25 protein-coding genes are annotated in these 24,910 nt (G+C 67.5%); 17 read left to right on the forward strand and 8 right to left on the reverse strand.

Features of this window, described 5'->3' with window-relative positions; genetic code table 11:
* Positions 1-45 precede the first annotated feature (45 nt).
* Positions 46-1,731 carry a dihydroxy-acid dehydratase gene (gene ilvD, locus ACS5PM_RS00415; protein WP_439384276.1) on the forward strand — a complete coding sequence of 562 codons (1,686 nt, stop codon included), beginning with the start codon at positions 46-48 and terminating at the stop codon, positions 1,729-1,731.
* 9 nt (positions 1,732-1,740) lie between these two features.
* Here the strand turns inward: ilvD and ACS5PM_RS00420 are convergent, their stop codons facing one another.
* The gene (locus ACS5PM_RS00420) at positions 1,741-2,019 is read right to left on the reverse strand and encodes a TIGR04438 family Trp-rich protein (protein ID WP_439384278.1); all 279 of its coding nucleotides are present in this window, start codon (positions 2,017-2,019) and stop codon (positions 1,741-1,743) included.
* A gap of 126 nt (positions 2,020-2,145) precedes the next feature.
* Between ACS5PM_RS00420 and ACS5PM_RS00425 the strand changes: the two genes are divergently transcribed.
* Positions 2,146-2,442, forward strand: coding sequence for a c-type cytochrome (locus tag ACS5PM_RS00425; protein WP_439384280.1), 297 nt, complete (start codon positions 2,146-2,148; stop codon positions 2,440-2,442).
* Positions 2,443-2,908: 466 nt separating this feature from the next.
* Here the strand turns inward: ACS5PM_RS00425 and acs are convergent, their stop codons facing one another.
* A complete protein-coding gene (gene acs, locus ACS5PM_RS00430; protein WP_439384282.1) occupies positions 2,909-4,873 on the reverse strand; it encodes an acetate--CoA ligase in 1,965 nt (654 codons plus the stop codon).
* Positions 4,874-5,095: 222 nt separating this feature from the next.
* Here acs and ACS5PM_RS00435 point away from each other — a divergent pair, with 222 nt between their 5' ends.
* Together ACS5PM_RS00435 and ACS5PM_RS00440 are read left to right on the forward strand one after the other, a co-directional pair.
* On the forward strand, positions 5,096-5,728 hold the full coding sequence (locus ACS5PM_RS00435) for a TIGR00645 family protein (protein WP_439385576.1): 633 nt from the start codon (positions 5,096-5,098) through the stop codon (positions 5,726-5,728).
* Between the two features lie 62 nt (positions 5,729-5,790).
* Positions 5,791-7,314, forward strand: coding sequence for a fumarate hydratase (locus ACS5PM_RS00440; RefSeq protein ID WP_439384284.1), 1,524 nt, complete (start codon positions 5,791-5,793; stop codon positions 7,312-7,314).
* A 12-nt stretch (positions 7,315-7,326) separates the two neighbouring features.
* Here ACS5PM_RS00440 and ACS5PM_RS00445 read toward each other — a convergent pair whose 3' ends face one another.
* Both ACS5PM_RS00445 and ACS5PM_RS00450 read right to left on the reverse strand, forming a co-directional pair.
* Complete coding sequence (locus ACS5PM_RS00445; protein WP_439384286.1) at positions 7,327-8,595, reverse strand: mechanosensitive ion channel family protein; 1,269 nt, start codon at positions 8,593-8,595, stop codon at positions 7,327-7,329.
* A gap of 37 nt (positions 8,596-8,632) precedes the next feature.
* On the reverse strand, positions 8,633-9,568 hold the full coding sequence (locus tag ACS5PM_RS00450) for a histone deacetylase family protein (protein WP_439384288.1): 936 nt from the start codon (positions 9,566-9,568) through the stop codon (positions 8,633-8,635).
* Between the two features lie 51 nt (positions 9,569-9,619).
* Here ACS5PM_RS00450 and ACS5PM_RS00455 point away from each other — a divergent pair, with 51 nt between their 5' ends.
* The 4 genes from ACS5PM_RS00455 to mltB are packed head-to-tail and all read left to right on the forward strand — an operon-like array spanning position 9,620 to position 14,779.
* Positions 9,620-10,549: an AAA family ATPase gene (locus ACS5PM_RS00455; protein WP_439384290.1), complete on the forward strand. Its 930-nt coding sequence runs from the start codon at positions 9,620-9,622 to the stop codon at positions 10,547-10,549.
* An 8-nt stretch (positions 10,550-10,557) separates the two neighbouring features.
* Complete coding sequence (locus ACS5PM_RS00460; protein ID WP_439384292.1) at positions 10,558-11,517, forward strand: DUF58 domain-containing protein; 960 nt, start codon at positions 10,558-10,560, stop codon at positions 11,515-11,517.
* Between the two features lie 3 nt (positions 11,518-11,520).
* The gene (locus ACS5PM_RS00465; RefSeq protein ID WP_439384294.1) at positions 11,521-13,590 is read left to right on the forward strand and encodes a transglutaminase TgpA family protein; all 2,070 of its coding nucleotides are present in this window, start codon (positions 11,521-11,523) and stop codon (positions 13,588-13,590) included.
* 7 nt (positions 13,591-13,597) lie between these two features.
* The gene (gene mltB / locus ACS5PM_RS00470; protein ID WP_439384296.1) at positions 13,598-14,779 is read left to right on the forward strand and encodes a lytic murein transglycosylase B; all 1,182 of its coding nucleotides are present in this window, start codon (positions 13,598-13,600) and stop codon (positions 14,777-14,779) included.
* Here mltB and ACS5PM_RS00475 read toward each other — a convergent pair.
* Positions 14,747-15,487: an ABC transporter ATP-binding protein gene (locus tag ACS5PM_RS00475; protein WP_439384298.1), complete on the reverse strand. Its 741-nt coding sequence runs from the start codon at positions 15,485-15,487 to the stop codon at positions 14,747-14,749. The two genes, mltB and ACS5PM_RS00475, sit on opposite strands and share 33 nt — an antisense overlap.
* The gene (locus tag ACS5PM_RS00480; protein WP_439384300.1) at positions 15,487-16,422 is read right to left on the reverse strand and encodes a FecCD family ABC transporter permease; all 936 of its coding nucleotides are present in this window, start codon (positions 16,420-16,422) and stop codon (positions 15,487-15,489) included. Before ACS5PM_RS00480 ends, ACS5PM_RS00475 begins: the two co-directional genes overlap by 1 nt.
* A gap of 108 nt (positions 16,423-16,530) precedes the next feature.
* Here ACS5PM_RS00480 and ACS5PM_RS00485 point away from each other — a divergent pair, with 108 nt between their 5' ends.
* The 9 genes from ACS5PM_RS00485 (at position 16,531) to ACS5PM_RS00525 (ending at position 22,194) form a co-directional block, all read left to right on the forward strand.
* Positions 16,531-16,746 (forward strand): DUF904 domain-containing protein, encoded by a 216-nt coding sequence (locus ACS5PM_RS00485; RefSeq protein WP_439384302.1) that lies wholly within the window; start codon positions 16,531-16,533, stop codon positions 16,744-16,746.
* Positions 16,743-17,078: a cell division protein ZapA gene (locus ACS5PM_RS00490; protein ID WP_439384304.1), complete on the forward strand. Its 336-nt coding sequence runs from the start codon at positions 16,743-16,745 to the stop codon at positions 17,076-17,078. Before ACS5PM_RS00485 ends, ACS5PM_RS00490 begins: the two co-directional genes overlap by 4 nt.
* Before the next feature lie 258 nt (positions 17,079-17,336).
* Positions 17,337-17,801 (forward strand): EVE domain-containing protein, encoded by a 465-nt coding sequence (locus ACS5PM_RS00495; RefSeq protein WP_439384306.1) that lies wholly within the window; start codon positions 17,337-17,339, stop codon positions 17,799-17,801.
* The gene (locus ACS5PM_RS00500; RefSeq protein WP_439384308.1) at positions 17,801-18,625 is read left to right on the forward strand and encodes a sulfite exporter TauE/SafE family protein; all 825 of its coding nucleotides are present in this window, start codon (positions 17,801-17,803) and stop codon (positions 18,623-18,625) included. Before ACS5PM_RS00495 ends, ACS5PM_RS00500 begins: the two co-directional genes overlap by 1 nt.
* 160 nt (positions 18,626-18,785) lie before the next feature.
* Positions 18,786-18,998, forward strand: coding sequence for a 30S ribosomal protein S21 (rpsU, locus tag ACS5PM_RS00505; RefSeq protein ID WP_009551973.1), 213 nt, complete (start codon positions 18,786-18,788; stop codon positions 18,996-18,998).
* Positions 18,999-19,083: 85 nt separating this feature from the next.
* The gene (locus tag ACS5PM_RS00510) at positions 19,084-19,533 is read left to right on the forward strand and encodes a GatB/YqeY domain-containing protein (RefSeq protein WP_439384310.1); all 450 of its coding nucleotides are present in this window, start codon (positions 19,084-19,086) and stop codon (positions 19,531-19,533) included.
* A gap of 20 nt (positions 19,534-19,553) precedes the next feature.
* Entirely contained in the window at positions 19,554-19,901 is a 348-nt protein-coding gene (locus ACS5PM_RS00515; protein WP_439384312.1) for a protein tyrosine phosphatase family protein, read from the forward strand.
* Positions 19,902-20,104: 203 nt separating this feature from the next.
* Positions 20,105-20,644: a TRAP transporter small permease subunit gene (locus ACS5PM_RS00520; protein ID WP_439384314.1), complete on the forward strand. Its 540-nt coding sequence runs from the start codon at positions 20,105-20,107 to the stop codon at positions 20,642-20,644.
* Positions 20,644-22,194: a TRAP transporter large permease gene (locus tag ACS5PM_RS00525; RefSeq protein ID WP_439385578.1), complete on the forward strand. Its 1,551-nt coding sequence runs from the start codon at positions 20,644-20,646 to the stop codon at positions 22,192-22,194. The genes ACS5PM_RS00520 and ACS5PM_RS00525 overlap by 1 nt, the downstream gene beginning before the upstream one ends.
* Positions 22,195-22,263: 69 nt before the next feature.
* Here ACS5PM_RS00525 and ACS5PM_RS00530 read toward each other — a convergent pair whose 3' ends face one another.
* Both ACS5PM_RS00530 and pmbA read right to left on the reverse strand, forming a co-directional pair.
* Positions 22,264-23,346, reverse strand: a complete 1,083-nt coding sequence (locus ACS5PM_RS00530; RefSeq protein WP_439384317.1) for a TRAP transporter substrate-binding protein — start codon at positions 23,344-23,346, stop codon at positions 22,264-22,266.
* Between the two features lie 176 nt (positions 23,347-23,522).
* Entirely contained in the window at positions 23,523-24,899 is a 1,377-nt protein-coding gene (gene pmbA / locus ACS5PM_RS00535; protein WP_439384319.1) for a metalloprotease PmbA, read from the reverse strand.
* Positions 24,900-24,910: the final 11 nt, after the last annotated feature.

Raw genomic sequence — 24,910 nt, forward strand, 5'->3', positions numbered from 1 at the left:
CGCGGTCTATAGTTCCCGGGTTTGCCCGAACCAGACCGCTGCACCATGTCCGACCTCAATCGCCGCTCCAAGAACATCACCGAGGGCGTCGCCCGCGCCCCCAATCGCTCCATGTACTACGGCATGGGCTACCAGGAGGGCGACTTCGGCAAGCCGATGGTCGGCGTCGCCAACGGCCACTCCACCATCACGCCCTGCAACTCGGGCCTGCAGAAGCTGGCTGATGCCGCGGTGCAAGGCCTGAAGGAGGCCGGCGCCAACCCGCAGATCTTCGGCACGCCGACCATCTCCGACGGCATGGCCATGGGCACCGAAGGCATGAAGTACTCGCTGGTCTCGCGCGAGGTCATCGCCGACTGCGTCGAGACCTGCGTCGGCGGCCAGTGGATGGACGGCGTCATCGTCATCGGCGGTTGCGACAAGAACATGCCCGGCGGCCTGATGGGCATGCTGCGCGCCAACGTGCCGTCGATCTACGTCTACGGCGGCACCATCCTGCCCGGCCACTACAAGGGCCAGGACCTGAACATCGTCAGCGTCTTCGAGGCGGTCGGCCAGTTCTCGGCCGGCAAGATGAGCGAAGAGGACTTCTGCCAGATCGAGAAGCGCGCCATCCCCGGCACCGGCTCCTGCGGCGGCATGTACACCGCCAACACCATGAGCTCGGCCTTCGAGGCCCTGGGCATGAGCCTGCCCTACTCTTCCACCATGGCCAACGTGGAGGACGAGATCGTCGCCAGCGTCAAGCGCTGCGCAGGCGTCCTGGTCGAGGCCATTCGCCTGGACCTGAAGCCGCGCGACATCGTCACCAAGGAGTCGATCGAGAACGCGGTGGCGGTGATCATGGCGACCGGCGGGTCGACCAACGCGGTGCTGCACTTCCTGGCCATCGCCCATGCGGCCGGTGTCGACTGGACGATCGACGATTTCGAGCGCGTGCGCCGCAAGGTGCCGGTGATTTGCGACCTGAAGCCCAGCGGCCGCTTCCTGGCCATCGACCTGCACCGTGCCGGCGGCATCCCGCAGGTCATGAAGCTCCTGCTCGATGCCGGCCTGCTGCACGGCGATTGCATGACCATCACCGGCAAGACCGTCGCGCAGAACCTGGCCGATGTGCCGAGCATTCCGCCGGCCGGCCAGGAAGTGATTCGCCCTCTGTCGGCGCCCATGTACGAGGAAGGACACCTCGCGATCCTGAAGGGCAACCTGTCGACCGAAGGGTGCGTGGCCAAGATCACCGGCCTGAAGAATCCGGTCATCACCGGCCCGGCACGCGTCTTCGACGACGAGCAGTCGGCGCTTGCGGCCATCATGGCCGGCCAGATCAAGGCCGGCGACGTGATGGTCCTGCGCTACCTCGGGCCCAAGGGCGGCCCGGGCATGCCCGAGATGCTGGCTCCGACGGGGGCGCTGATCGGCCAGGGCCTGGGCGAATCAGTGGGCCTGATCACCGACGGGCGCTTTTCCGGCGGAACCTGGGGCATGGTGGTCGGCCACGTGGCCCCCGAGGCCTACGAGGGCGGCACCATTGCCCTGGTCCAGGAGGGCGATTCGATCACCATCGACGCGCACCAACTGTTGCTGCAGCTTCATGTCGATGACGGCGAATTGGCCCGGCGCCGCGCCGCGTGGAAACGACCCGAGCCGCGCTACACACGTGGCGTGCTGGCGAAGTTTGCCAAGAACGCCTGCAGTGCCAGTGGCGGGGCTGTGCTGGACCGGTTCGAATGAGGTGAAGGCTCAGCGGCGGCCGCCGCCCTTCTTCGGATCCTTCGGCCCCAGGCCGAGGTTTTCGACGTTGCGGCGGCGCCGGTCGGCCTTGCGCTCCTCGTCCTTTTCCATTTCGCGACGCTTGGTCCAGCCGCTGGCATCCGACCAGGCCCACCAGACCAGCGCGAGAATGAACGGCAGGGCGAACTTCCACAGGTCGCCGAAAAACTCGAGATTCCAGTCGGCCATCGGACTGACGCCTGCAATGCGCAAGACGATCAGGATGACGCCGACGATGATGAAAACCATGCACTCGCTCCGAAAGGCGGACGCCGGCGGCGCAAGATCGGCGTCAACCGGACTTTGTAAACTCCGTTGTTCCGACTGTAATCCAGCCCCCCGGGGAATTTCCCCACCAACGTCGTGAAGGACCCCATGAAAGCCTTGATCGCACTGCTCGCCGTCGCCGCCGTGTCGCCCGCATTGGCCAATGCAGACCTGGCCGCGAAGAAGAACTGCCTGGCTTGCCACTCCGTCGACAAGAAGGTCGTGGGCCCGGCCTACAAGGAAGTCGCCGCGAAGTACGCCGGCCAGAAGGACGCCGTGGCGAAGCTGGCCGAAAAGATCCAGAAGGGCGGTGTCGGCGTCTGGGGCCAGGTGCCGATGCCGGCCAACCCCGTGACGCCCGACGAAGCCAAGCAACTGGCCACCTGGGTGATGTCGCTCAAGTGATTTCTTAGCCTCCAAGCAAAAAGCCCCGCACCGCGGGGCTTTTTGCTTTTCAGGTCCGTGTTTCCAGACTCCGCATCCTGCGGCGCCTGGCTCAGTTGTTCTCCGACAACTGATCCAGGATGGCCGGGTTCTGGTGTTCGCTCACATCGCGGTGCGATATGAGCAAACCCCGCCCCCCAAACGCGCTTCGCGCCGCCGCATCCTGCGGCGCCCGGATCAGTTGTTCTCCGACAACTGATCCAGGATGGCCGGGTTCTGGTGCTCGCTCACATCGCGGTGCGATATGAGCAAACCCCGCCCCCCAAACGCGCTTCGCGCCGCCGCATCCTGCGGCGCCCGGATCAGTTGTTCTCCGACAACTGATCCAGGATGGCCGTCTTCTGGTGCTCGCTCACATCGCGGTGCGATATGAGCAAACCCCGCCCCCCAAACGCGCTTCGCGCCGCCGCATCCTGCGGCGCCCGGATCAGTTGTTCTCCGACAACTGATCCAGGATGGCCGGGTTCTCGAGGGTGGAGGTGTCCTGGGTGATGGCTTCGCCCTTGGCGATGGAGCGCAGCAGGCGCCGCATGATCTTGCCGGAGCGGGTCTTGGGCAGGTTCTCGCCGAAACGGATGTCCTTGGGCTTGGCGATCGGGCCGATCTCCTTTCCCACGTGGTCGCGCAGCTGCTTGGCGATCGCCTTGGCTTCCTCACCGGTGGGGCGAGGACGCTTGAGGACCACGAAGGCGCAGACGGCTTCGCCGGTGGTGTCGTCCGGGCGACCGACCACCGCCGCTTCTGCCACCAGCTCGGTGCAGCTGACGAGCGCGGACTCGATCTCCATCGTTCCCATGCGGTGACCGGAGACGTTCAACACGTCGTCGATCCGGCCTGTGATGGTGAAGTAGCCCGTCGTGACGTCACGGATGGCGCCGTCGCCGGCCAAGTAGTAGCCCTTGAGCTCCGGCGGGTAGTAGCTCTTCTTGAATCGCTCCGGGTCGCCCCAGATCGTGCGGATCATCGAGGGCCACGGCTTCTTCACCACCAGGATGCCGCCCTGCCCATTCGGTACGTCGTTGCCGGTCTCGTCGACGATGGCCGCCTGGATCCCGGGGAACGGCAAGGTGCAGGAGCCCGGCACCAGCGGCGTGGCGCCTGGTAGCGGCGTGATCATGTGGCCGCCCGTCTCGGTTTGCCAGAAGGTGTCGACGATGGGGCAGCGGCTGCCGCCGACATGCTGGTGGTACCACTCCCAGGCGGCCGGATTGATCGGCTCGCCGACCGAGCCGAGGATGCGCAGGGACGACAGGTCGTATCGCTTGGGATGGATCGCCTCGTTGGCCTCGGCCGCCTTGATGAGCGAGCGGATGGCCGTGGGCGCGGTGTAGAAGACCGACACCTTGTGCTTCTCGATCATCTGCCAGAAACGGCCGGCGTCCGGGTAGGTGGGCACGCCTTCGAAGACGATCTCGGTCGCGCCAAGCGCCAGCGGGCCGTAGGTGATGTAGGTGTGTCCGGTCACCCAGCCGATGTCTGCCGTGCACCAGAAGACGTCTTCCGGCTTGAGGTCGAAGGTCCACTTGCTCGTGAGCGCTGCGTGGACCAGGAAGCCGCCCGTCGCGTGCTGCACACCCTTGGGCTTGCCGGTCGAGCCGGACGTGTACAGCAGGAACAGCGGATGCTCGGCCTCGACCCACTCCGGCTCGCAGGTGGTCGGCAGGCTGCCGATCACGTCCTGCATCCACAGGTCGCGGCCGGCGGCCATGGCCACCGGGGCGCCGCTGCGCTTGACGACCAGCACATTGGTCACCGAATCGCAGCCGCCCAGCGCGATGGCTTCGTCGACGATCGACTTCAGCGGCAGTTGCTTGCCGCCTCGGATCTGATGGTCCGCAGTGATGACGGCCTTGGCTCCGGTGTCCTCGATGCGATCACGCAGCGACTGGGCCGAGAAGCCACCGAAGACGACGGAGTGCGTCGCGCCTATGCGGGCACAGGCCTGCATGGCCGCCACGCCGTCGATCGACATCGAGATGTAGATCACCACCCGATCGCCCTTGCGGATGCCGAGCGACTTCAGGCCGTTGGCGATCTGGCAGGTGCGCGCGAGGAGTTCGGAATAGCTGACCTTGGTGACCTCGCCGCCGTCGGCTTCGAAGATGATGGCCGTCTTGTCGCCCAGGCCCCGCTCTACGTTGCGATCGAGGCAGTTGTACGAGGCGTTCAACGTGCCGTCCTCGTACCACTTGAAGAACGGTGCGTTCGAATCGTCGAGCACCTTGGTGAAGGGCTTCTTCCAGCTGACCATCTCGCGCCCGAGTCGGCCCCAGTAGCCGGCATAGTCGGACTCGGCCTCCTGGCACAAGGCCTCGTACGCCGCCATGCCCGGCACGGCGGCCTTCTCGGCCAGCGCTGCGGGCGGGGCGTAGGTCTTCAGCTCTTCGCTCATCGATCGTCTCCTCTAGGCTCCAGACATCGGCGGCCAGCGGCACGCCCTCAACTTGCCACCGTTGATCAGCAACGGTTCGGTTGCAACGGTTGCCGCAACTGTCGTCAAAGCGTCTGACGAACGGCTTACTCCTGGCGGGCCTGGCTGTCAACGCCCTGCCCTGACCGGCTTCTACAATCCGCCGCGCCCGATCAGCGAATGTCGCACAACCTCACACCCAAGATGGCGTCCAACCCCGACAAGATCCCCCCACCCCTGCGGCCCCTGCCCCGGTTCATCTTTGCCAGCCGATGGCTGCAGCTGCCGCTGTACCTCGGGTTGATCGTCGCCCAAGGCGTCTACGTCTACCAGTTCTGGGGCGAGCTGGTCCACCTGATCGAGGCCGTCTTCGGCAGTCAGGAAGCACTGGCGACGCTGGTCAACAGCCTGGGATACAAGGGCGCCGCGATCGTGGATCCGGTCACCAAGGCCGTCTCCTACGCCCCGATCTCCAAGCTCAGCGAGACCATCATCATGCTGGTGGTGCTGGGCCTGATCGACGTGGTGATGATCTCGAACCTGCTCATCATGGTCATCGTCGGCGGCTACGAGACCTTCGTGTCCCGTCTGGAACTCGATTCGCACCCGGATCAGCCCGAGTGGCTCAGCCACGTCAACGCATCGGTGCTGAAGGTCAAGCTGGCGACGGCCATCATCGGCATCAGCTCGATCCACCTGCTCAAGACCTTCATCAATGCCGAGAACTACACCGAGAAGACGCTGATGTGGCAGACGCTGATCCACATCGCCTTCCTGCTGTCGGCCCTGGCGATCGCGGCCGCGGATCGGGTGATGCCGGCGGCCGGCAAGCACTGACCGCATCGAGACCCCCAGATAAAATTGGCATCGCCCCAGCCATCGCCACCCCGCGCAAGACCATGACCACCATCCGCCAGGCCGACCTCGTCGAATCCGTCGCGAGCGCGCTGCAGTACATCAGCTACTTCCACCCGACCGACTACATCGCCCACCTCGCCCGCGCCTACGAACGCGAGCAGAGCCCGGCGGCCAAGGACGCGATTGCCCAGATCCTGACCAACTCGCGCATGTCGGCCGAAGGTCGACGCCCGATCTGCCAGGACACCGGCATCGTGAACGTCTTCCTGAAGATCGGGATGGACGTGAAGTGGGAAGGCTTCACCGGCTCCATCGCCGATGCGATCAACCAAGGCGTGCGCCAGGGCTACCTGAACCCGGACAACGTGCTGCGGGCCTCGGTGCTGGCCGATCCGATCTTCGAGCGCAAGAACACCAAGGACAACACGCCCGCAGTCATCCACATGGAAGTGGTGCCCGGCAACACGATGGAAGTCACCCTGGCAGCCAAGGGCGGCGGCAGCGAGAACAAGAGCAAGATGTACATGCTCAACCCCAGCGACAGCCTGGTCGACTGGGTGCTCAAGACGGTGCCCACCATGGGCGCCGGCTGGTGCCCGCCGGGCATGCTGGGCATCGGCATCGGCGGCACGGCCGAGAAGGCCGTCCTCCTGGCGAAGGAGGCGCTCATGGACGACATCGACATGTACGAGCTGCTTCAGCGCGGCCCATCGAACAAGCTCGAGGAGTTGCGCATCGAGCTGTACGAGAAGGTCAACGCCCTGGGCATCGGCGCCCAAGGCCTGGGCGGCCTCACCACGGTGCTGGACGTCAAGATCAAGACTTTCCCGACGCACGCCGCCTCCCTGCCGGTGGCCATGATCCCCAATTGCGCCGCCACCCGGCACGCCCACTTCGTGCTCGATGGATCCGGTGCCGTGCATCTGGACCCGCCCAGCCTGGACCTCTGGCCGGACGTGCACTGGGCGCCGGACTACAACAAGAGCAAGCGTGTCGATCTCAACACGCTGACGAAGGAAGAAGTGGCGGGCTGGAAGCCCGGCGACACGCTCCTGCTCAACGGCAAGATGCTCACCGGCCGCGACGCCGCGCACAAGCGCATCCAGGACATGCTCGCCAAGGGCGAGAAGCTGCCGGTGGACTTCACCAATCGCGTCATCTACTACGTCGGCCCGGTCGACCCGGTGCGCGATGAAGTCGTCGGCCCCGCCGGCCCGACCACGGCCACCCGGATGGACAAGTTCACCCGCATGATGCTCGAGAAGACCGGGCTGATCGCGATGGTGGGCAAGGCAGAGCGCGGACCGGTCGCGATCGAAGCGATCAAGGACAGCAAGAGTGCGTACCTGATGGCTGTCGGTGGCGCCGCCTATCTTGTCTCGAAGTCCATCCAGGCCGCCAAGGTCGTCGGCTTCGCCGACCTCGGCATGGAGGCGATCTACGAGTTCGACGTGGTCGATATGCCGGTGACCGTGGCCGTGGACGCCGGCGGCACCAGCGTCCACATTGAAGGGCCGAAGGCCTGGCAAGGCAAGATCGGCCAGATCCCTGTCGTCACTGCCTGAGGCGGGCAGCCCTCACAGGCTGCGCACCACCCTCTGAGGGAAGGGAATCTCGACCCCTTCCCGGTTCAGGCACCCAAGAATGGCCAGGTTGACGTCCGAGCGCACGCCGCCCAGGCCGTTTTCCGGGTCGACGATCCAGAAGTGCACCCCCAGCGTCAGGCCGTCGGCGCCGAACTCGGTGAGTTGCACCGACGGCCCCGGTTCGGCCAGCACGCGCGGCACCGAGCCCGCGGCGGCCGCGATCTTGGGCACGAGCGCCGGCAGGTCGGTGCCGTAGGCCACCTGCACCTGGGTCGACACCAGGACCTTCGGATCGGCGAGCGACAGGTTCTCGACCCGTTGCGTGATGAGCATCTCGTTGGGCACGATGGCCTCGCGGCCGTTGAGCGCACGGATGACCGTGTAGCGGGTGGCGATGTCGGTGATGCGCCCTTCGAAGCCATCGACCTTCACCGTGTCTCCGATCCGCAGTGAACGCTCGGCCAGGATGACGAAGCCGGACACGTAGTTGGCGGCGAGCTTCTGCAGGCCGAAGCCGATGCCCACGCCCACGGCGCCGCCGAGCACTGACAGGGCAGTCAGGTCGATGCCGACCGCCGTGAGGGCGATCAGCAGCCCGACGAAGGTCAGCAGCGCCCGCACGACATTGGCAGCCGCCTTGCGCAGCGACAATTGCTCGCCATAGGCGCCGCGCAGCAGCCGCTGCTCGATGGCAGCAGACACCCACAGCGCCAACACCAGCACGAAACCGGCCGACAACGCGCCTTCCACCAGGTTGCGCATCGTCATCTTGGCGCCGCCGAGCTTCAGGTGGATGTCGTCGAGTTCGTCCAGGACCACCGGCAGCACGCCGGTGATCCATCCCACCACGGCCAGCCACGCCAGCCACGAGATCGTGCGCTCGGCCAGGCGCATGACGCGCGAGCTCGGGAAGGCCGCCGTCAGCACCCGGACCGACAGCCTGATCACGGCGAACGACAGCAGCACCGGCAGCGCGATCTTGAAAACCGCCAACGGCACGCCCAGCGCCGGAAGGACGCCGCGGGCCGCATAGGCGAGCGTCAGCGTCAGCGCGGGAAAAAGCGCCCCGTCGACGATCCGCCGGCCGAACCACACGGACTGGGGTGGCGCTTCGGCGCCGCGCAGCAGCCGCACCACCGCCCAGGCCAGCCCCAGGCAGCCCACCACGACCGCGATCTCGATCCAGGCGCTGGAATGGGAGAGGGCCGCTAATAGCTCGTCCAGCGTGACGGCCGGCAGGATGGAAGTCGAATTCGCCATGCGGCCGATTGTCTCAGCCGTGCGTGCAGGTTCCGGGTCAGACGTCGGCCAGAACGCGCAGATGCGCCGCCACGCTGCGGGCGAGCGCACTCAGCGCATAGCCGCCCTCCAGGCAAGACACGATGCGCCCCTCGGCGTGCCGTTTCGCCACCTCCACCAGGCGGCGCGTGATCCATTCGTAGTCGGCCTCGACCAGGCCCAGCTGGCCCAGCTCGTCTTCGCGGTGGGCATCGAATCCGGCCGAAATGAACAGCATCTGCGGGCGGAAGGCGTCCAGCCTCGGCATCCAGTTGGCCTCGATCAGCTCGCGAACCTGCGGCCCGCGGGTGTACGCCGGGATGGGCAGGTTGATCATGTTCGTACCCTTGGGCACGCCGCCGCTGAAGGGATAGAGCTGGTCCTGGAAGAAGCTGGCCATCAGGATGCGCTCGTCGCCGGCGATGATGTCCTCGGTGCCGTTGCCGTGGTGGACGTCGAAGTCGATGATCGCCACCCGCTCCAGGCCGCGCACATCCAGCGCATGCCGCGCCGCGATCGCCACATTGTTGAAGAAGCAGAAACCCATCGCGCTCGATCGCGTGGCATGGTGGCCCGGCGGGCGGATGGCGCAGAACGCGTTTTGCGCGCGGCGGTCGATGACCGCATCGGTTGCCGCCACCGCGGCGCCGGCGGCGCGCATGGCGGCCTGCCAGGTGGCCGGGCAGACGGTGGTGTCCGGATCGATGGCGACGTGCTCGCCGTTGGCCGCGGCCTGCTGCATGAACTCGGCCAGTTCGAGCACGTAGCCCTCGGCATGGGCCAGCGCGAGATCCGAGACCTGGGCCAGCGGCGCATCGAAGCGGGTGAGCGCCACGTCCAGTCCGGTGGCCAGCAGGTGATCCTCGATGGCGTCGAGCCTCGCCGGGCATTCAGGGTGGCCGCGGCCCATGTCATGAGCCCGGCAGTCAGGATGCGTGAAGTAGGCAGTGGTCATGGGCAGATCCAAAGGCGGCGGTCCACCGTTCTGAGCTATCGTCGTCTCACCATGATCAGCGCCGCCCTGCAGTCGAGATTGACTGAACTCAAAGACCAGATTAGCACGATCGTGGTGGGCAAGGCCGCGCAGATCGACGACAGCATTGCCTGCCTGCTCGCCGGCGGCCACCTCCTGATAGAGGACGTGCCCGGCGTCGGCAAGACCACGTTGGCGCACACGCTGGCCGTCTCGCTGGGCCTGCAGTTCGCACGTGCGCAGTTCACCGCCGACCTGATGCCGACCGACCTCATAGGCGTGTCGGTCTACGAGCGGGCCAAGGAAGAATTCGTCTTCCATGCGGGGCCCATCTTCGCGCAGGTGCTGCTGGCCGACGAGATCAACCGCGCCGGCCCCAAGACACAGAGCGCCCTGCTGGAGGCGATGGAGGAGCATCAGGTCAGCGTAGACGGACACACCCGCCCCCTGCCCGCGCCCTTCTTCGTCATCGCCACCCAGAACCCGACCGACCAGCTCGGCACCTACCCGCTGCCGGAAAGCCAGCTCGACCGATTCCTGATGTGCATCACGCTGGGCTACCCGGACCACCGCGCCGAGCGAGCCCTGCTGGCCGGCATCGACCGGCGCGATGCCATCGCGCGGCTTCAGCCGGTGATGAGCCCGGACGAACTCCGCACGATCATGTCCGCCGTCCCGCAGGTCCACGCGTCCGACGCCCTGCTCGACTACCTGCAGGCGCTGATCGGCGCCACGCGCTCGGGCCAGTGGTTCGTGGAAGGGATGTCGCCGCGTGCAGGCATTGCGGTGCTGCGGGTGGCGCGTGCGCGCGCGCTGATGGCCGGGCGCGACCACGTGACGCCCGACGACCTGCAATCCCTGCTGCCTCAGGCCATCGCCCACCGCCTGATGCCCGTGCCAGGGGCCGGACGCGGCCGGCGCGAGCAGGTCCGGGCCATGGTCGAGGCGGTTCCGCTGCCCTAGGCGCCGAGATGATCAAGGCGCTGCGCCGCCGCATCAGCCGCTGGTGGGAGGGGCGTCACCGTCCCGCGGAACAGTGGCACCTCACCCAGCGGAACATCTACATCGTGCCCACGCGTGCGGGCCTGGCCTTCGGCATCACGTTGCTGCTCCTTCTCGTGGCGTCGATCAACTACCAGCTCAACCTCGGCTACGCGCTGACCTTCCTGCTCGCCGGCAGTGCGCTCGCGTCCATGCACATGACGCACAACACCCTGCGCGGCCTGACGCTGCACGCTCGTCCGCCCTCCCCCGTGTTCGCAGGCGACCGCGCGACCTTGGAGGTGGTGGTGACCAACCCCGGCGCGACGCGTCATGGCCTCGGGTTCGCCGTGCGGGGTGCCGAAGCGCCCCCGGCGCTGGCCTACGCCGAGATCGGACCGGCGGGGCAGACCACGGTGGCCGTCGGCGTGCTGGCCCAGCGGAGGGGCCTGCATCCCTTGCCGCTGCTGCACATCGAGAGCCGTTTCCCGTTCGGCCTGTTTCGCGCCTGGTCGCTGTGGCGTCCGGCCGGTCTGCTTTGCGTCTATCCCCGGCCCGAGCAGCCCCCAGCGGCGCTGCCGGTGGCCGCTGCCGTGGCCGGAGGGCCGGTGCCGCGGCGATCGACTGCCGCCGGCGGCGAGTTCGACGGCCTGCGCCCCTGGAGGCGTGGCGACAGTCTGCGCCAGGTGGCCTGGAAGAAGCTCGCCCATCATGGCGAGCTGGTCAGCCGCGAAGGCCGCGAGTCTGCGCGCCGCGAACTCTGGCTGGACTGGACCCAGGCCCGGCAGCCGGACATCGAGACACGCCTGTCGCGCCTGGCCGCCTGGGTGCTGCAGGCCGATGCGCAGGGGATGGCCTATGGCCTGCGGCTGCCGGACCGCGAGCTGGCGCCGGCGGACGGCCCGGCACACCGCCATGCCGCACTGACGGCACTGGCCACCTGGGGCTGAACGATGGACCGGCCGGCCGCGCTCGCCCGCCTTTCCCCGCGCTGGCGCCCGGTCGGTCGCGAGGCCCGGGACACTCTGTTCATGCTGGTCGTGATCGCCTGGACCATCGCGCCACACCTGATGCGCCTGGGCACCTGGGTCGGCGTGCTGTGCCTGGTCGTGCTGGTGTGGCGCGGCGCCCTGGCATTGCGGCAGGGCCCCCTGCCCAGCCGCTGGTGGTTGGTGGCCATCCTCGGCATCGCGGCAGGCTTGACGCTTTGGACGCAGCGCACGCTGTTCGGCAAGGACGCGGGCGTCACCTTGCTGGTCGTGCTGATGGCGCTGAAGACGCTCGAGCTGCGTGCCCGCCGCGATGCACTGGTGGTCTTCTTCCTCGGCTTCTTCCTGGTGCTGACGCAGTTCCTGTATTCGCAATCGCTCGCCACGGCGCTGGCCATGGGACTGTCCGTCTGGGGCTGGCTCACGGCCCTGACGCTGGCCCACATGCCTGCAGGGCGCCCGCGGCTGGCGGAGGCGGCGGGCCTGGCCGGCCGTGCCGCTCTGGTCGGCACGCCGGTGATGGTGGCGCTGTTCCTGCTCTTCCCGCGCCTCGGTCCCCTGTGGGCCATGCCGGGGGGCGGCGCGAAGACCGGCCTGTCGGACAACCTGCAGTTGGGCGACGTGGCGCAACTCGCCAACGACGACGAGATCGCCTTCCGCCTGCGCTTCGAAGGCCCCTCGCCGCCGGCCGAGGCGTTGTACTTCCGCGGTCCGGTGCTGTCGGATTACGACGGAAGGCGATGGCGCTCCAATTCGTTCGTGCCCGCCGGCGCCGAATCGGCCCCGACGGAGGCAGCGCCCTCTCGGCGGATCTATCGCTACGAGATGACCCTGGAGCCGCTGCGCATCCCCTGGCTGCCTCTGCTCGAAGGCACGCGGCTGATGCCCGAAGCCATGCCGCCGCTGGTCGGCCTGCCCGGCCAGCCCGATGCCGATGGGCAGTGGAAGCTGCCGCGACCGCAGACCGAGCGGGTGCTCCTGAAGGCCCAGGCCGACCTGCAGACGCCGCACGCTGCCGCTCTGCGCCCCTTCGAGCGGCGGATGCTGCTCACGCTGCCGGCCGATCGCCATCCGCGCACCCGTGCCTGGGCGGCCGAATTGCGCGCCCGCCCGGGCCTGCGCGGTGCAGATGCCACCGCCCTCGCCGGGGCGGTGTTGCAACACATACGCAGCACCTCGTTCGTCTACACGCTCGAACCGGGCAGCTATGGCGACGACCCGATCGACGAGTTCTGGCTGGACCGGCGAGAAGGCTTCTGCGAGCACTATGCGGCCGCCTTCGTCGTCGTGATGAGGGCCATGGGCGTGCCGGCCCGCATCGTCACCGGCTACCAGGGCACCGACTTCCTGCCGGTCGACGGCTACTTCGCCGTGCGGCAGAGCCATGCGCACGCCTGGGCCGAATTCTGGCAAGCCGGTCGCGGCTGGGTCAGGGCCGACCCGACGGGCGCGGTGGCACCGGAACGCATCCGCCGAAGCGAGGCGCTCCAGCCGCCGCCCGGCCTCTTTGGCGGTGCCTTGCAGGCGGTCAGCCCCGACCTGCGACTGCAATGGCGCCAATGGGTGGAGGCCCTGGACAACCGCTGGAACCAGTGGATCCTCGGCTATGGCAAGCGCCAGCAGTTCGATCTGCTTTCGCAATGGGGCGTGCAATCGCCGGATCTGATGTCGCTGGCGCGCGTGCTGGTGACGCTGGTGGTGGGTGCCGGTGTGGCGGGTGCGGCCTGGGCCTGGTTCGATGCACGCCGCCTGGGCCCCTGGCAACGCCTTAGGGAGCGCATCGCCCGACAACTCGCGCGCCTGGGCATAGACGCGCGACCCAGCGACACGCTGGGCACCTTGGCCGCGCGCCTGCGCGAGCGCTGCGGCGAAAGTGGAGAAGCCGCCGCCCGCGCCCTCGCGGCCCTCGAGCTGCATCGCTACGGTCGACCGGGGCGGACCGGCACGCCCGCCGGCTGGTGGCGTGACTTCCACGACGCGATCGCCCGGGCCAGGGCCATCGCGCCCGCCGTGGGCCAGGAGCGCGCTCGATAATCACGGCATGCGATTTCATGTCTCAGGCCGCCCCGGCCTGATCACCGTGGGCCTGGTGGGCCTGGCCGGCCTGCTGACCTTTGCCCCCGTCGGCGCCCTGGCGGCCAAATCTCGTCCGGCGGCGCGGGTCGTCCAGTCCGACAGTGCCCTGGACGTGGTCCTCTACGGCCGGCGCGAGGACGTGGCCGCCTTCGCTCGCCAGGCCGCCGAAAGCGAAGGGCTGGACCCGGAGTGGACCATCGCGCAACTCGCGCAGGCGCGCTACCAGCCGACGGTCGCGAAGCTCGTGATGCCGCCGCCGGCCGGCACGGCCAAGAACTGGGCCGCCTACCGCAGTCGCTTCGTCGAGGCGCAACGCATCCGCGAAGGCCTGCGCTGGTGGCAGTCGCAGGAGCCGTGGCTGAACCAGGCTCAGGCGCGCTGGGGCGTGCCGCCGGAGATCATCGTCTCCATCGTCGGCGTGGAGACCTTCTATGGCCGCATCACCGGCGGCTTCAAGGTGCTCGACGCCCTGGCCACGCTGAGCTTCGATTTCCCGGCCGGCCGCTCCGATCGCAGCGCCTTCTATCGAGGCGAGCTCCAGGCCTTCCTGCGCTGGTGCGCCGACGAAGGGCGCGACCCGCAGTCGGTCAAGGGCTCGTATGCGGGGGCCATGGGCCTGCCCCAGTTCATGCCCAGCACCTTGCGCCGCTATGCCGTCGATTTCGATGGCGACGGCCGCATCGACCTCGAGGCCAATGGAGCCGACGTGGTCGGCAGCGTCGGCCACTACTTTGCCCAGCACGGCTGGCAGGAAGGTCTGCCGACGACCTTCGCGGTCACGCCGCCTGCGGACCTCGAGCAGCGGGCCCGCCTGCTGGTGCCCGACATCCTGCCCACCTTCACTTCGGCCCAGATGGCCGAGGCCGGGGCCAGGCTCGATGAGGCGGGTCGCGCGCACGAGGGGCAGTTGGCCCTCGTGCAGTTGTTCAATGGGGACGAGGAGCCAAGCTATGTGGCCGGCACCCGCAACTTCTATGTCGTCACACGCTACAACTGGTCCAGTTACTACGCGATGGCAGTGATCGAGCTGGCCAGGGCACTGAAACAGATGCGTCCGCCGGTGGAAACCGCGGCCCCTGCCAAGGACGCCGCCGACAGGCCCACGCCCGCTTCGTCAGACGGGCAGCCAGCTGCCACCAGCGGCTAGCCATTCGCAGCCGAAGATCTCGCCCAAGGGCTTCGCTCCGAGCAAGTCCTGCACCGGCCCGGCGCGCCAGCGACCATCGCCATGCAGGGCCAGCACATGCGTCGCGGCCCGGGCCACCCAATGCATGTCGTGGCTGCTCATCACCAACGCACGGCCGGGGCGCCGTGCCACCCAATCGGCACACCACCGCGCGACCAGGCCCTGGTGAGCGGGATCCTGGAACGCGATCGGCTCGTCCATCAGCATCACGGGCGCTCCCTGCACCGCCGCCTGCGCAATCGCCACGCGCTGCCGCTCTCCGCCCGAAAGGCGCGTCACCGGACGATCGGCGAGGTCGGCGATGTCCAGCGTGGCCAGGTCCAGCTCCGAGCCCTCGACCTGCACCCTCGAAAGCTCGAGCAGGCGGCGCACCGGCAGGGCGAATCGGTCCGTCGCCTGCTGCGGCATCCATGCCCGCAGGCACGCGGCTTCCGCGGCCGGCCACTCGCCTTGCGGGCGGCCCTGCCAGGCGATGCTGCCCTGGCGTCCGGGCACGGGCAAGCCGGCGAGCGCCCGCAACAGGCTGCTCTTGCCGGATGCATTGCGACCGATGAGACACCATCTTTCGCCCGCGTTCACGCGCCAGTCGAGGCCGTCGACGAGATGACGTTCGCCCGCCCACAAGTCCAGCGCGCGCGTCTCGATCAGGGGGGGCGGATCGGCTTGCATCAGCGCACGCCGCGCACCAGCAGCGCGATGAAGCACGGGGCCCCGACCAAGGCCATCACAGCGCCCACGGGCAGCTCCATCGGTGCCGCCACCGTGCGAGAGATGAGATCCGCCGCCACGAGCAAGGTGGCCCCCCCGATGGCCGACAAGCCAGCCAGTTCGCGGGTGTGCTGGACGCCCGCGAGCCGCCACGCTTGCGGCACGACCAGGCCCACGAAACCCACGGCGCCCGCGGTCGCCACCGCCAGCCCGACCGCCATCGACGCAGCAGCCAGCAGCTCGACCCGCAGGCGCCGCACCGGCTCGCCCAGCAGGCCTGCCGCCTCGCTGCCGAGCATCAGCCTGTCGATGGGACGACCGCGGAAGATCAGCATCGCGAGCAACAGCCCGGCCGCTGCGATGCACATGCCTCCCTCCCGCGCCGCTGACAGATCACCCACGAGCCAGAAGATGGCGCCGCGCAGGCGTTCGTCGGGAGTCAGCATCAGCAGCAACGTGGCCAGCGCGCCGAACAAGGCCGCGAGCATCGCGCCCACGAGGATGAGCCTGGGCGACGCATCATCGGTCGAGGCCAGGGCCCGACGAGCGAGCAGCAGCAGCAGGCCGCCCGCGCCCAGGGCGCCGAGGCCTGCACCAATCCACACATGAGTGCCAATCAGCAGGGCGGCCAAAGCACCGACCGATGCACCGCCCGAGGTCCCCAGCACATACGGATCCGCCAGCGGATTGCGAAGCAGCACCTGCATCACGAGCCCCGCCAGCGCGAGCAGGGCCCCGACGCCCGCGGCCGCGAGCACTCGCGGCAGCCTCAGCGCCAGCACCAAGGCGGTGTCCCATCCGGCGCTACCGAACGCCAGCGCCGAGAGCAGCACCACAGCAGCCGCGCCGAGAGCCAGAGTCCATCGCAGCGGCAGGCCGTGAATCATGTCGCTCATTCGAGAAGTGCGGGATGCTAACCCGGGCTTCCACTCACTCGCGAGGCGGCTGGATGAGCAAGTCGCGCGCCTACAATTCTCGATCCTCACTGCCTCATGCGAAGGTCCATGTCACGCCTGCCGGAACTTGCCGAGCGCATCGACCGCCTCCTGCTGCGGCACGAGGAACTGGCCCGAACCAACACGCTGCTCGAAGAGCAACTGCAGGCCATGACCGCGGAACGCGACAGCCTGAAATCCCGCCTCGGGGCAGCCCGCGCGCGCATCGATGCGCTGCTCGATCGCCTGCCGGTGGAAAAAGCCGCTCCGGGGGCGGATGAATGAAGCAACTGGAAGTGACGATCCTGGGCCAGAGCTACCTGCTGGCCTGCCCAGAGGGCGGCGAATCCCTGCTGCAGGCGGCGGTGGCCACCGTCGATCATGAAATGAGCGCGATCCGCGATGCGGGGAAGGTCAAGGCGCGCGAGCGCATGGCCGTGCTCGCCGCGTTGAATCTCGCCTATCGTCTGGCGGAGCGTCCGGCCAGTCCTGCCGCGCTCCCGTCGCGCCTGCCGAGAGACGACACGCCCATCACCGATGAGCAGGCGGATGTGCTGGTCAGCGGGCTCATCGACCGACTGGATGCGGCGCTGGGCGACGACGGTCAACTTCTGTGACACGAAGGCTGTCGCGACCCCGGTCGAACGCCTAGAATCAAACCGTCCGCCGCATCCGCGTGGGTTTTATATTTCCTTGAACCGATGCTCTCGCGAGCCCGGGCTTGGAACATCGCCCGGCTGGTGTGATCGTCTCGCGTCAGATGAACCCGACGCCGTGCTGACCTCGCCCACCTGAATCCCCTGGGTTCAGGAATGCGGCCCACGGTTTGCGGTGGACACCCTTCTCGCGATCCGCTCGCCCACACCGAACGACGCATGCCCCAGTACTGGCTGATGAAGAGCGAGCCCGAGGAGGCCTCGATCGACGACCTCGCTCGCGCCCCAGGCCAGAAGCTGCCATGGACCGGCGTGCGCAACTACCAGGCCCGCAATTTCATGCGCGATGCGATGCGCATCGGCGACGGCGTGCTCTTCTATCACTCCTCGTGCGCAGAGCCCGGCGTGGCCGGTCTGGCCGAAGTGGCCAGCACGGCCTACCCTGACGAGACGCAGTTCGATCCCGAGAGCCATTACCACGACCCCAAGTCCACGCGCGAATCCCCCCGCTGGCAGCACGTGGACGTCAAGCTGGTGAAGAAGACCCGGCTGTTGCCGCTGCGCGAGATGCGCGCAGCGCCGCAGCTGGCCAGCATGGTGCTGCTCAAACCCGGCAGCCGCCTGTCCATCACGCCGGTGACGCCGGCCGAATGGCAGGCCGTGCTCGAGCTGCTGGGGGAGTGATGCCCGGCCTGGACGTGCTGCCGCCGGCGCTCATCGGCGAACTGGTCGCGCTGGGCCTGTGCGCGGGCTTCATGGCCGGACTGTTCGGCATCGGTGGCGGCATGCTGCTGGTGCCTTTCATGACCATCATCCTCAGCCACCGAGGCGTCGACAGCAGCGTAGCGGTCAAGATGGCCATCGCCACGTCGATGGCGACGATCCTGTTCACCTCCTTGTCGAGCGTACGAGCCCATCACCGGCGGGGTGCCGTGCGTTGGCCTCTGGTGCGCGGCATGGCGCCCGGCATCCTGCTCGGCGGCCTGGTCGCCGGAGGGGGCGCCTTCGCCTTGCTGAAGGGCCAGGCCCTGGCACTGGTCTTCGGTCTCTTCGTGGCCTTTTCAGCCACCCAGCTGTTGCGTGGCAAGAAGCCCGCGCCGCATAGGGAGATGCCCGGCTTCTGGGGGCAGGCCGCAGCGGGCTCCGGCATAGGATTCCTCTCCGGCCTGGTGGGCGCAGGCGGCGGCTTCGTGAGCGTGCCGTTCATGACGTGGTGCAACGTCCCGATGCACAACGCCGTGGCCACCAGCGCCGCGCTGGGAGTGCCGGTGGCCGTCGCCAGCACGCTGGGCTACCTCATCGGCGGCTGGCATCTCGAACCCGCACTGCCCGGTGCCTTCGGCTACCTCTATCTCCCGGCCCTGGCCGTCATCGCGCTGGCCAGCGTGTCGATGGCGCCTCTGGGCGCCAGTGCCGCCCACGCGATGAACGTCGGCCAGCTCAAGAGGGCTTTCGCCTTCCTCCTGTATGGATTGGCCGCCTACATGCTCTGGAAGGCCTTCCATTGACAGGGAACGCGCCATTTGGCAAACACCCTGAAATCAGGATAGAATCATTGTCTTTGCTGGCAAACCGCGTGTCGATCTTGCGAAACTCGAGTTCGGTGCGGCAACAGGCCGCGCCGGCGCAAGGCACCGAGCGCATCCATCCCGAAGGATCCTTCAGTCAATGACAACCATCCGTGTCAAGGAAAACGAACCATTCGACGTGGCGCTGCGCCGTTTCAAGCGCACCATCGAGAAGCTTGGCCTGCTGACCGAACTGCGCGCCCGCGAGTTCTACGAGAAGCCCACTTCCGAGCGCAAGCGCAAGAAGGCGGCTGCCGTCAAGCGCCACTACAAGCGCGTGCGCAGCATGCAGCTGCCCAAGAAGCTTTACTGATTCCGGTTCGTTTCCATCCGAAGAAGCCCGCACGGGACGCCGTAGCGGGCTTTTTTGCTTATTCGACCGTTGGAGCACTCTCACGATGAGCCTGAAAGAACGCATCACCGAAGACATGAAGGCCGCGATGCGCGCGAAGGAAGCCGACCGCCTGTCCGCCATCCGCATGCTGCTGGCCGCCTGCAAGCAAAGGGAGGTCGACGAGCGCATCGAGCTGGACGACGCCGCCGTGGTGGCCATCGTGGACAAGCTGATCAAGCAGCGCAAGGACTCCATCGCCGCCTTCCAGCAGGCCGGGCGCACCGACCTCGTGGACAAGGAAACGGCCGAGGTGGCCGTCCTGTCGGCCTATCTCCCGCAACGCCTGTCGGCCGAGGAAATCGCCGCCCAGGTCGCGGCACTCGTCGCCGAGCTGGGCGCGTCCGGTCCGAGCGACATGGGCAAGGTCATGGGCGCGGCCAAGGCCCGGTTCGCCGGCACGGCGGACATGGGCATGCTGTCTGCCGCGGTCAAGCAGGCCCTTTCGACCAAGTGAACCTGAGGACGAACCGCCCCATGCAAACCACCCTTCCCTTGCGCCCCGTCGCCGAAGATGTCTATGTCGCGCCGCAGCTTGACGCCGCCGCCATGGCCGAACTGGCGCGCCTGGGCATCCGCAGCGTGATCAACAACCGGCCGGACTTCGAGCACGGCCCGGACCAGCCCAGCAGCGCGAGCGTCGAGGCTGCCGCCCAGGCCGCGGGCTTGCAGTACCGCTTCCTGCCGGTCAATGGCGGCTACCAGTCACCGGAAGAGATCGCCGCCTTCGGCCGACTGCTGTCCGAGCTGCCGCGTCCGCTGGTGGCCTTCTGCCGCTCAGGTGCACGCTCGACCCGGCTCTTCCTCGCTGCACAGGCGGGTTGATTCCAGGCCAGCTAACGGCTGACCCGGGCTTACCCTGAGCGCGCCGCCATTTCAGGCGCGATTCAGGCACCAGCCGATACATTGCAGGCGGTCGGCGCTGCCGGGCTGCTCGCGGCCCTTTGCCGCGCCGCGGTCGACACCTAGTCCGGAGCTGCCGCCATGCCCCCTGCCTGCCTCGCCCTCTCCATCGACGGAGGGGCGCCATGAACGCCTTGCTCGCTTTCGCCCACGGCGTCGACTGGGTCAATGATCGCTTTGCCCGGTTCGCCGCCTGGGCGGTCATCTCGTCCTGCTTCATCAGCGCCAGCAACGCCGTCATCCGCTACGGCTTCGACTTCAGTTCGAACTCGTTCCTCGAGATCCAGTGGTACCTGTTCGCGGCCTGCGTGATGCTGGGGGCGGCGCAGGTCCTGCGGATGAACGAGCACGTTCGCGTCGACCTGATCTACGCCCGCCTGTCGGGCCACGGCAAGGTCTACGTCGACCTCTTCGGCCTGGTCTTCTTCCTCGTGCCGGTGATGGTGACGATGATCTGGTTCGCCTGGCCGCTGTTCGCCCGCATGTACGTCAGCGGCGAGATGTCCAACAACGCCGGCGGACTGGTCCGCTGGCCCGCGATGCTGATGCTGCCCCTGGGCTTCGCGCTCGTGCTGCTGCAGGGCCTCGGCGAAATCATCAAGCGCGTGGCCTGGTTGATGCACCGCTACGAGATGGACACCCACTACGAAAGGCCGCTGCAATGATCGCGATGGAGAGCTTCCCGCCACTGATGTTCGCGGGGCTGATCTTCGTGATGTTGATCGGCTTTCCGGTGGCCTTCTCGCTGGCTGCGCTCGGCCTGGCCTGTGGCCTGTACGCGATCCACATGGGCTGGTTCCCGCCGGAGTTCATGGGCGCCCTGCCGCAGAACGTGTTCGGCATCCTGTCCAACGACCTGCTGCTGGCCATCCCGTTCTTCACCATGATGGGCGCGCTGCTCGAGAAATGCGGCCTGGCGGAGGACATGCTGGATTCGATGGGCCAGCTCTTCGGCCCGGTCCGGGGCGGCCTGGGCTACTCGGTGATCATCGTGGGCTTCATCCTCGGCGCGATCACCGGCACGGTGGCGGGCCAGGTGATCGCGATGGCGATGATCTCGCTGCCGGTCATGATGCGCTACGGCTACAACATGCGCTATGCCACCGGCGTGCTGGCTGCCTCGGGCACGATCACCCAGGTGGTTCCGCCTTCGCTGGTGCTGGTGGTGCTGGCAGATCAGCTCGGCCGATCGGTGGGCGACATGTACAAGGGCGCCTGGGGTCCGTCGATCCTGCAGGTGCTGATCTTCGCGCTCTACACCTTCGTGCTCAGCCGCGTGAAACCGCATCACGTGCCGGGCGTGCCGAAGGAGGCCCGCACGCTCCAGGGCTGGGCGCTGTGGGCCAAGTGCCTGCGCGGCATCATCCCTTCGGCCATCCTGATCTTCGCCGTGCTGGGCAGCATGGGCGGCCTGCCGGGCCTGAACACCGCCATCGCGACGCCGACCGAAGCCGGCGCGATGGGTGCAGTCGGCGCCTTCATCCTCGCGGCGATGCACCGGCGCCTGACCTGGCCGCTGGTGCGCGAGGCCATGGCGGGCACCGCCCGCATCACCGCGATGGTGGTCTTCATCCTCATCGGCTCGCGCGTGTTCTCGCTCGTCTTCCAGGGTGTCGAAGGCGGCCGCTGGATCGAGCACTTGCTGTCGACCCTGCCGGGCGGCCAGGTCGGCTTCCTGCTGGTGGTCAACCTGTTCATCTTCTTCCTGGCGTTCTTTCTCGACTTCTTCGAGATCGCCTTCATCATCCTGCCGCTGCTCGGACCGGTGGCCGACAAGATGGGCATCGACCTGGTGTGGTTCGGCGTGATGCTGTGCGTGAACATGCAGACCAGCTTCATGCACCCGCCCTTCGGGTTCGCCTTGTTCTACCTGCGAGGGATTTCCGACACCTTGTTCAAGAACGGTGCGATACCCAAGCGTGTCGAATCCGGTGACATCTACATGGGCGCGATCCCGTGGGTCGTCATGCAGCTGATCCTGGTGGCGGTAGTGATCTTCGTGCCGGAGACCGTGACGGCCTTCCTCGACAAGGAGAAAGTCGTCGACATGGACAAGGCCTCGGAGTTGCTGCAAGGAATGGGCAACGGCCGGACGGACTCGGGCACGCCTGGGCTCGAGGCACCGTCGGGTTCGGCACCCGCCTCGGCGGCGCAGGAAGACCCGATGGACGTCTTCAAGCGCGCCGCCGAGGAGGACGCGAAGAACAAGAAGTAGCCCGCGAGGGCCTCAACGAAAAAGGCGGCCCGCGGGCCGCCTTTTCTTTGGGCTGATCGACTCAGTCGATCACAGCTTCTGCTGCTGCATGAAATCGTCGAAGCCGGCTTCGGCGAAGCGGAACCAGAGGTTCTGGTCGCGGCGGAAGTTGGCGAAGTCCTCGTAGACCTTCTTCCAGTTCGGGTTCTTGCCCGACAGCTCGCTGTACAGCGCCATGGCCTCCTTGAAGCAGGCGTCCATCACGTCCTTCGGGAAGCGCACGAGCTTGGTGCCCGAGCCGACCAGCTGCTTCAGCGCGGCCGGGTTCTTGGCGTCGTACTTGCCCTGCATGTCGATGTGGGCGACGGCGGTGGCGCACTCGATGATGGCCTTGTACTCGGCCGACAGTGCGTCGTAGGCCTTGGTGTTGACGAAGAAGTCCAGTTGCGGGCCGCCTTCCCACCAGCCGGGGTAGTTGTAGAACTGGGCCACCTTGTTGAAGCCGAGCTTCTGGTCGTCGTACGGTCCGACCCATTCGGCGGCATCGATGGTGCCCTTCTCCAGCGCCGAGTAGATCTCGCCACCCGGGATGTTCTGCGGCACGCCGCCGATGCGCTCGATGACCTTGCCGCCGAAGCCGCCGATGCGGAACTTCAGGCCCTTCATGTCGGCGAGCGTCTTGACTTCCTTGCGGTACCAGCCGCCCATCTGGGCGCCGGTGTTGCCGCCCATGAAGTTGATGATGTTGTAGTTCTTGTAGAACTCGCGCATCAGCTTCAGGCCGTTGCCTTCGACCATCCAGGCGGTCATCTGGCGGCTGTTCAGGCCGAAGGGGATGGCGCAGCCCAGCGCGAAGGTCTCGTCCTTGCCGAAGAAGTAGTACGGCGCGGTGTGAGCCATTTCGACGGTGCCGTTCTGCACGCCGTCGACCACGCCCAGCGGCGGCATGATCTCGCCGCCGGCATGGATGGAGATCTCGAACTTGCCGCCCGACAGTTCCTTCACCTTCTTCGCGAACACGTCGGCCGCGCCGAAGATGGTGTCCAGCGATTTCGGGAAGCTGGAGGCCAGGCGCCAGCGGATGTTGGCCTGTGCGTGCACGATGGCCGGAGCAGTGCCTGCGGCCAGCACACCGGCCAGACCGGCGCCACGAACGAAGGAACGACGTTCCATATCAAGAGTCTCCTGTTTCAACGATCAAGTCAGACGCGGCAAATTCTAGGAGTGGCCCCCGGGGCCACGAGCGGGGATAACCCGCGCGCAACCCGGCATCGCCGGCCCCTCCACGGCCGGCGGCCATGATGGGTGTCCGAAGCTTGCAATCGGCTGAAATTCGGGAAGGTCCCAGGTCAGGTGCCGGCCAGCTTCATTCGGTCGACGAGGACTGAACCGACCGTCTTCGCGCCCATGCAGAAAGCATCTGCGCCCACCGCGACGACGCCCTTGAGCATGTCGCGCAAGTTGCTCGCGATGGTGATCTCGTGCACCGGGAAGGCGATGCGCCCGTCTTCGACCCAGAACCCGGCGGCGCCGCGCGAGTAGTCGCCCGTCACGTAGTTCACGCCCTGGCCCATCAGCTCCGTGACGAACAGGCCCCGATGCAGCTTGCGCAACATCTGCTCGAGGTGATCGCCCGGCTGGGTCAGGCGGCTGGTGAGTCGCAGGTTCTGCGAACCGCCGGCGTGTCCGGTGGTCTTCATGCCGAGCTTGCGGGCGGAATAGCTGGACAGGAAATAGCCCTGCACCACCCCGGCCTCCACGACCTGGCGCGCACGCGTGCGCACCCCCTCGTCGTCGAAGGGCGCGCTGCCCTTGCCGCGGCGCTCGTGCGGGTCCTCGGAGATGTCGATGTGGTCGGCCCAGATGGGCTGGCCCAGGCAGTCCTGCAGGAAGCTGGCCTTGCGGTACAGCGCGCCGCCGCTGACACCCTGCACGAAGCCACCGAGGAGCCCGGCCGCCACGGGCGACTCGAACAGCACCGGCACCTCGCAGGTCTTGACCTTGCGCGATTTGAGCCGCGACAGGGCTCGCTCGGCCGCGTAGCGCCCCACCGATTCAGGCGAGGCCATCTCGAGCGCGTCGCGCATCGAGGTGTACCAGTAGTCGCGCTGCATGTCGCCACCCTTGCCGGCGATGGGCGACACCGAGAGCGAATGGCGCGAGCTCGCGTAACCGCCGCGGAAGCCCCGGCTGTTGCCGGCCCAGAAGTGCGACTGCTGGGCCGAGACGGAACCGCCATCGGAGTTCGTGATGCGCTTGTCGACCACCATCGCCGCCGCCTCGGCACGGCGAGCGAGTTCCGCGGCCGTTTCGGCGTCGAGCGCCCATGGGTGGAAGAGATCCAGGTCCTGCGCCACTTCGGCGGCGCTGGCCAGATCGTCGGCATCGGGCAGGCCCGCGGCCGGATCCTCGGCGGTGAAGCGCGCGATGTCGTAGGCCGCCCGCACGGTCTGCGACAAGGCGGCGGCGGAGAAATCCGAGGTGCTTGCGTTGCCGCGGCGCTGGCCGAGGTAGACGGACACGCCCACCGACTTGTCGCGGTTGCGCTCCACGTGCTCGACCTCGCCCTTGCGCACCGAGACACTGATGCCGCTGCCTTCGCTGACCTCCACGCCGGCGTCGCTCGCCCCGAGCTCGCGCGCCATGCCTAGCACGTCCTCCACGATCTGTTGGAACTGTTCGCGGCTGTAGGCAAAGCCCGTGCGGGAGGCGGTGGAAGCGGTCATGGAACAATCAT

The sequence above is a fragment of the Ideonella flava genome (assembly GCF_051857595.1).
In the GTDB taxonomy this organism is placed as follows: domain Bacteria; phylum Pseudomonadota; class Gammaproteobacteria; order Burkholderiales; family Burkholderiaceae_C; genus Ideonella.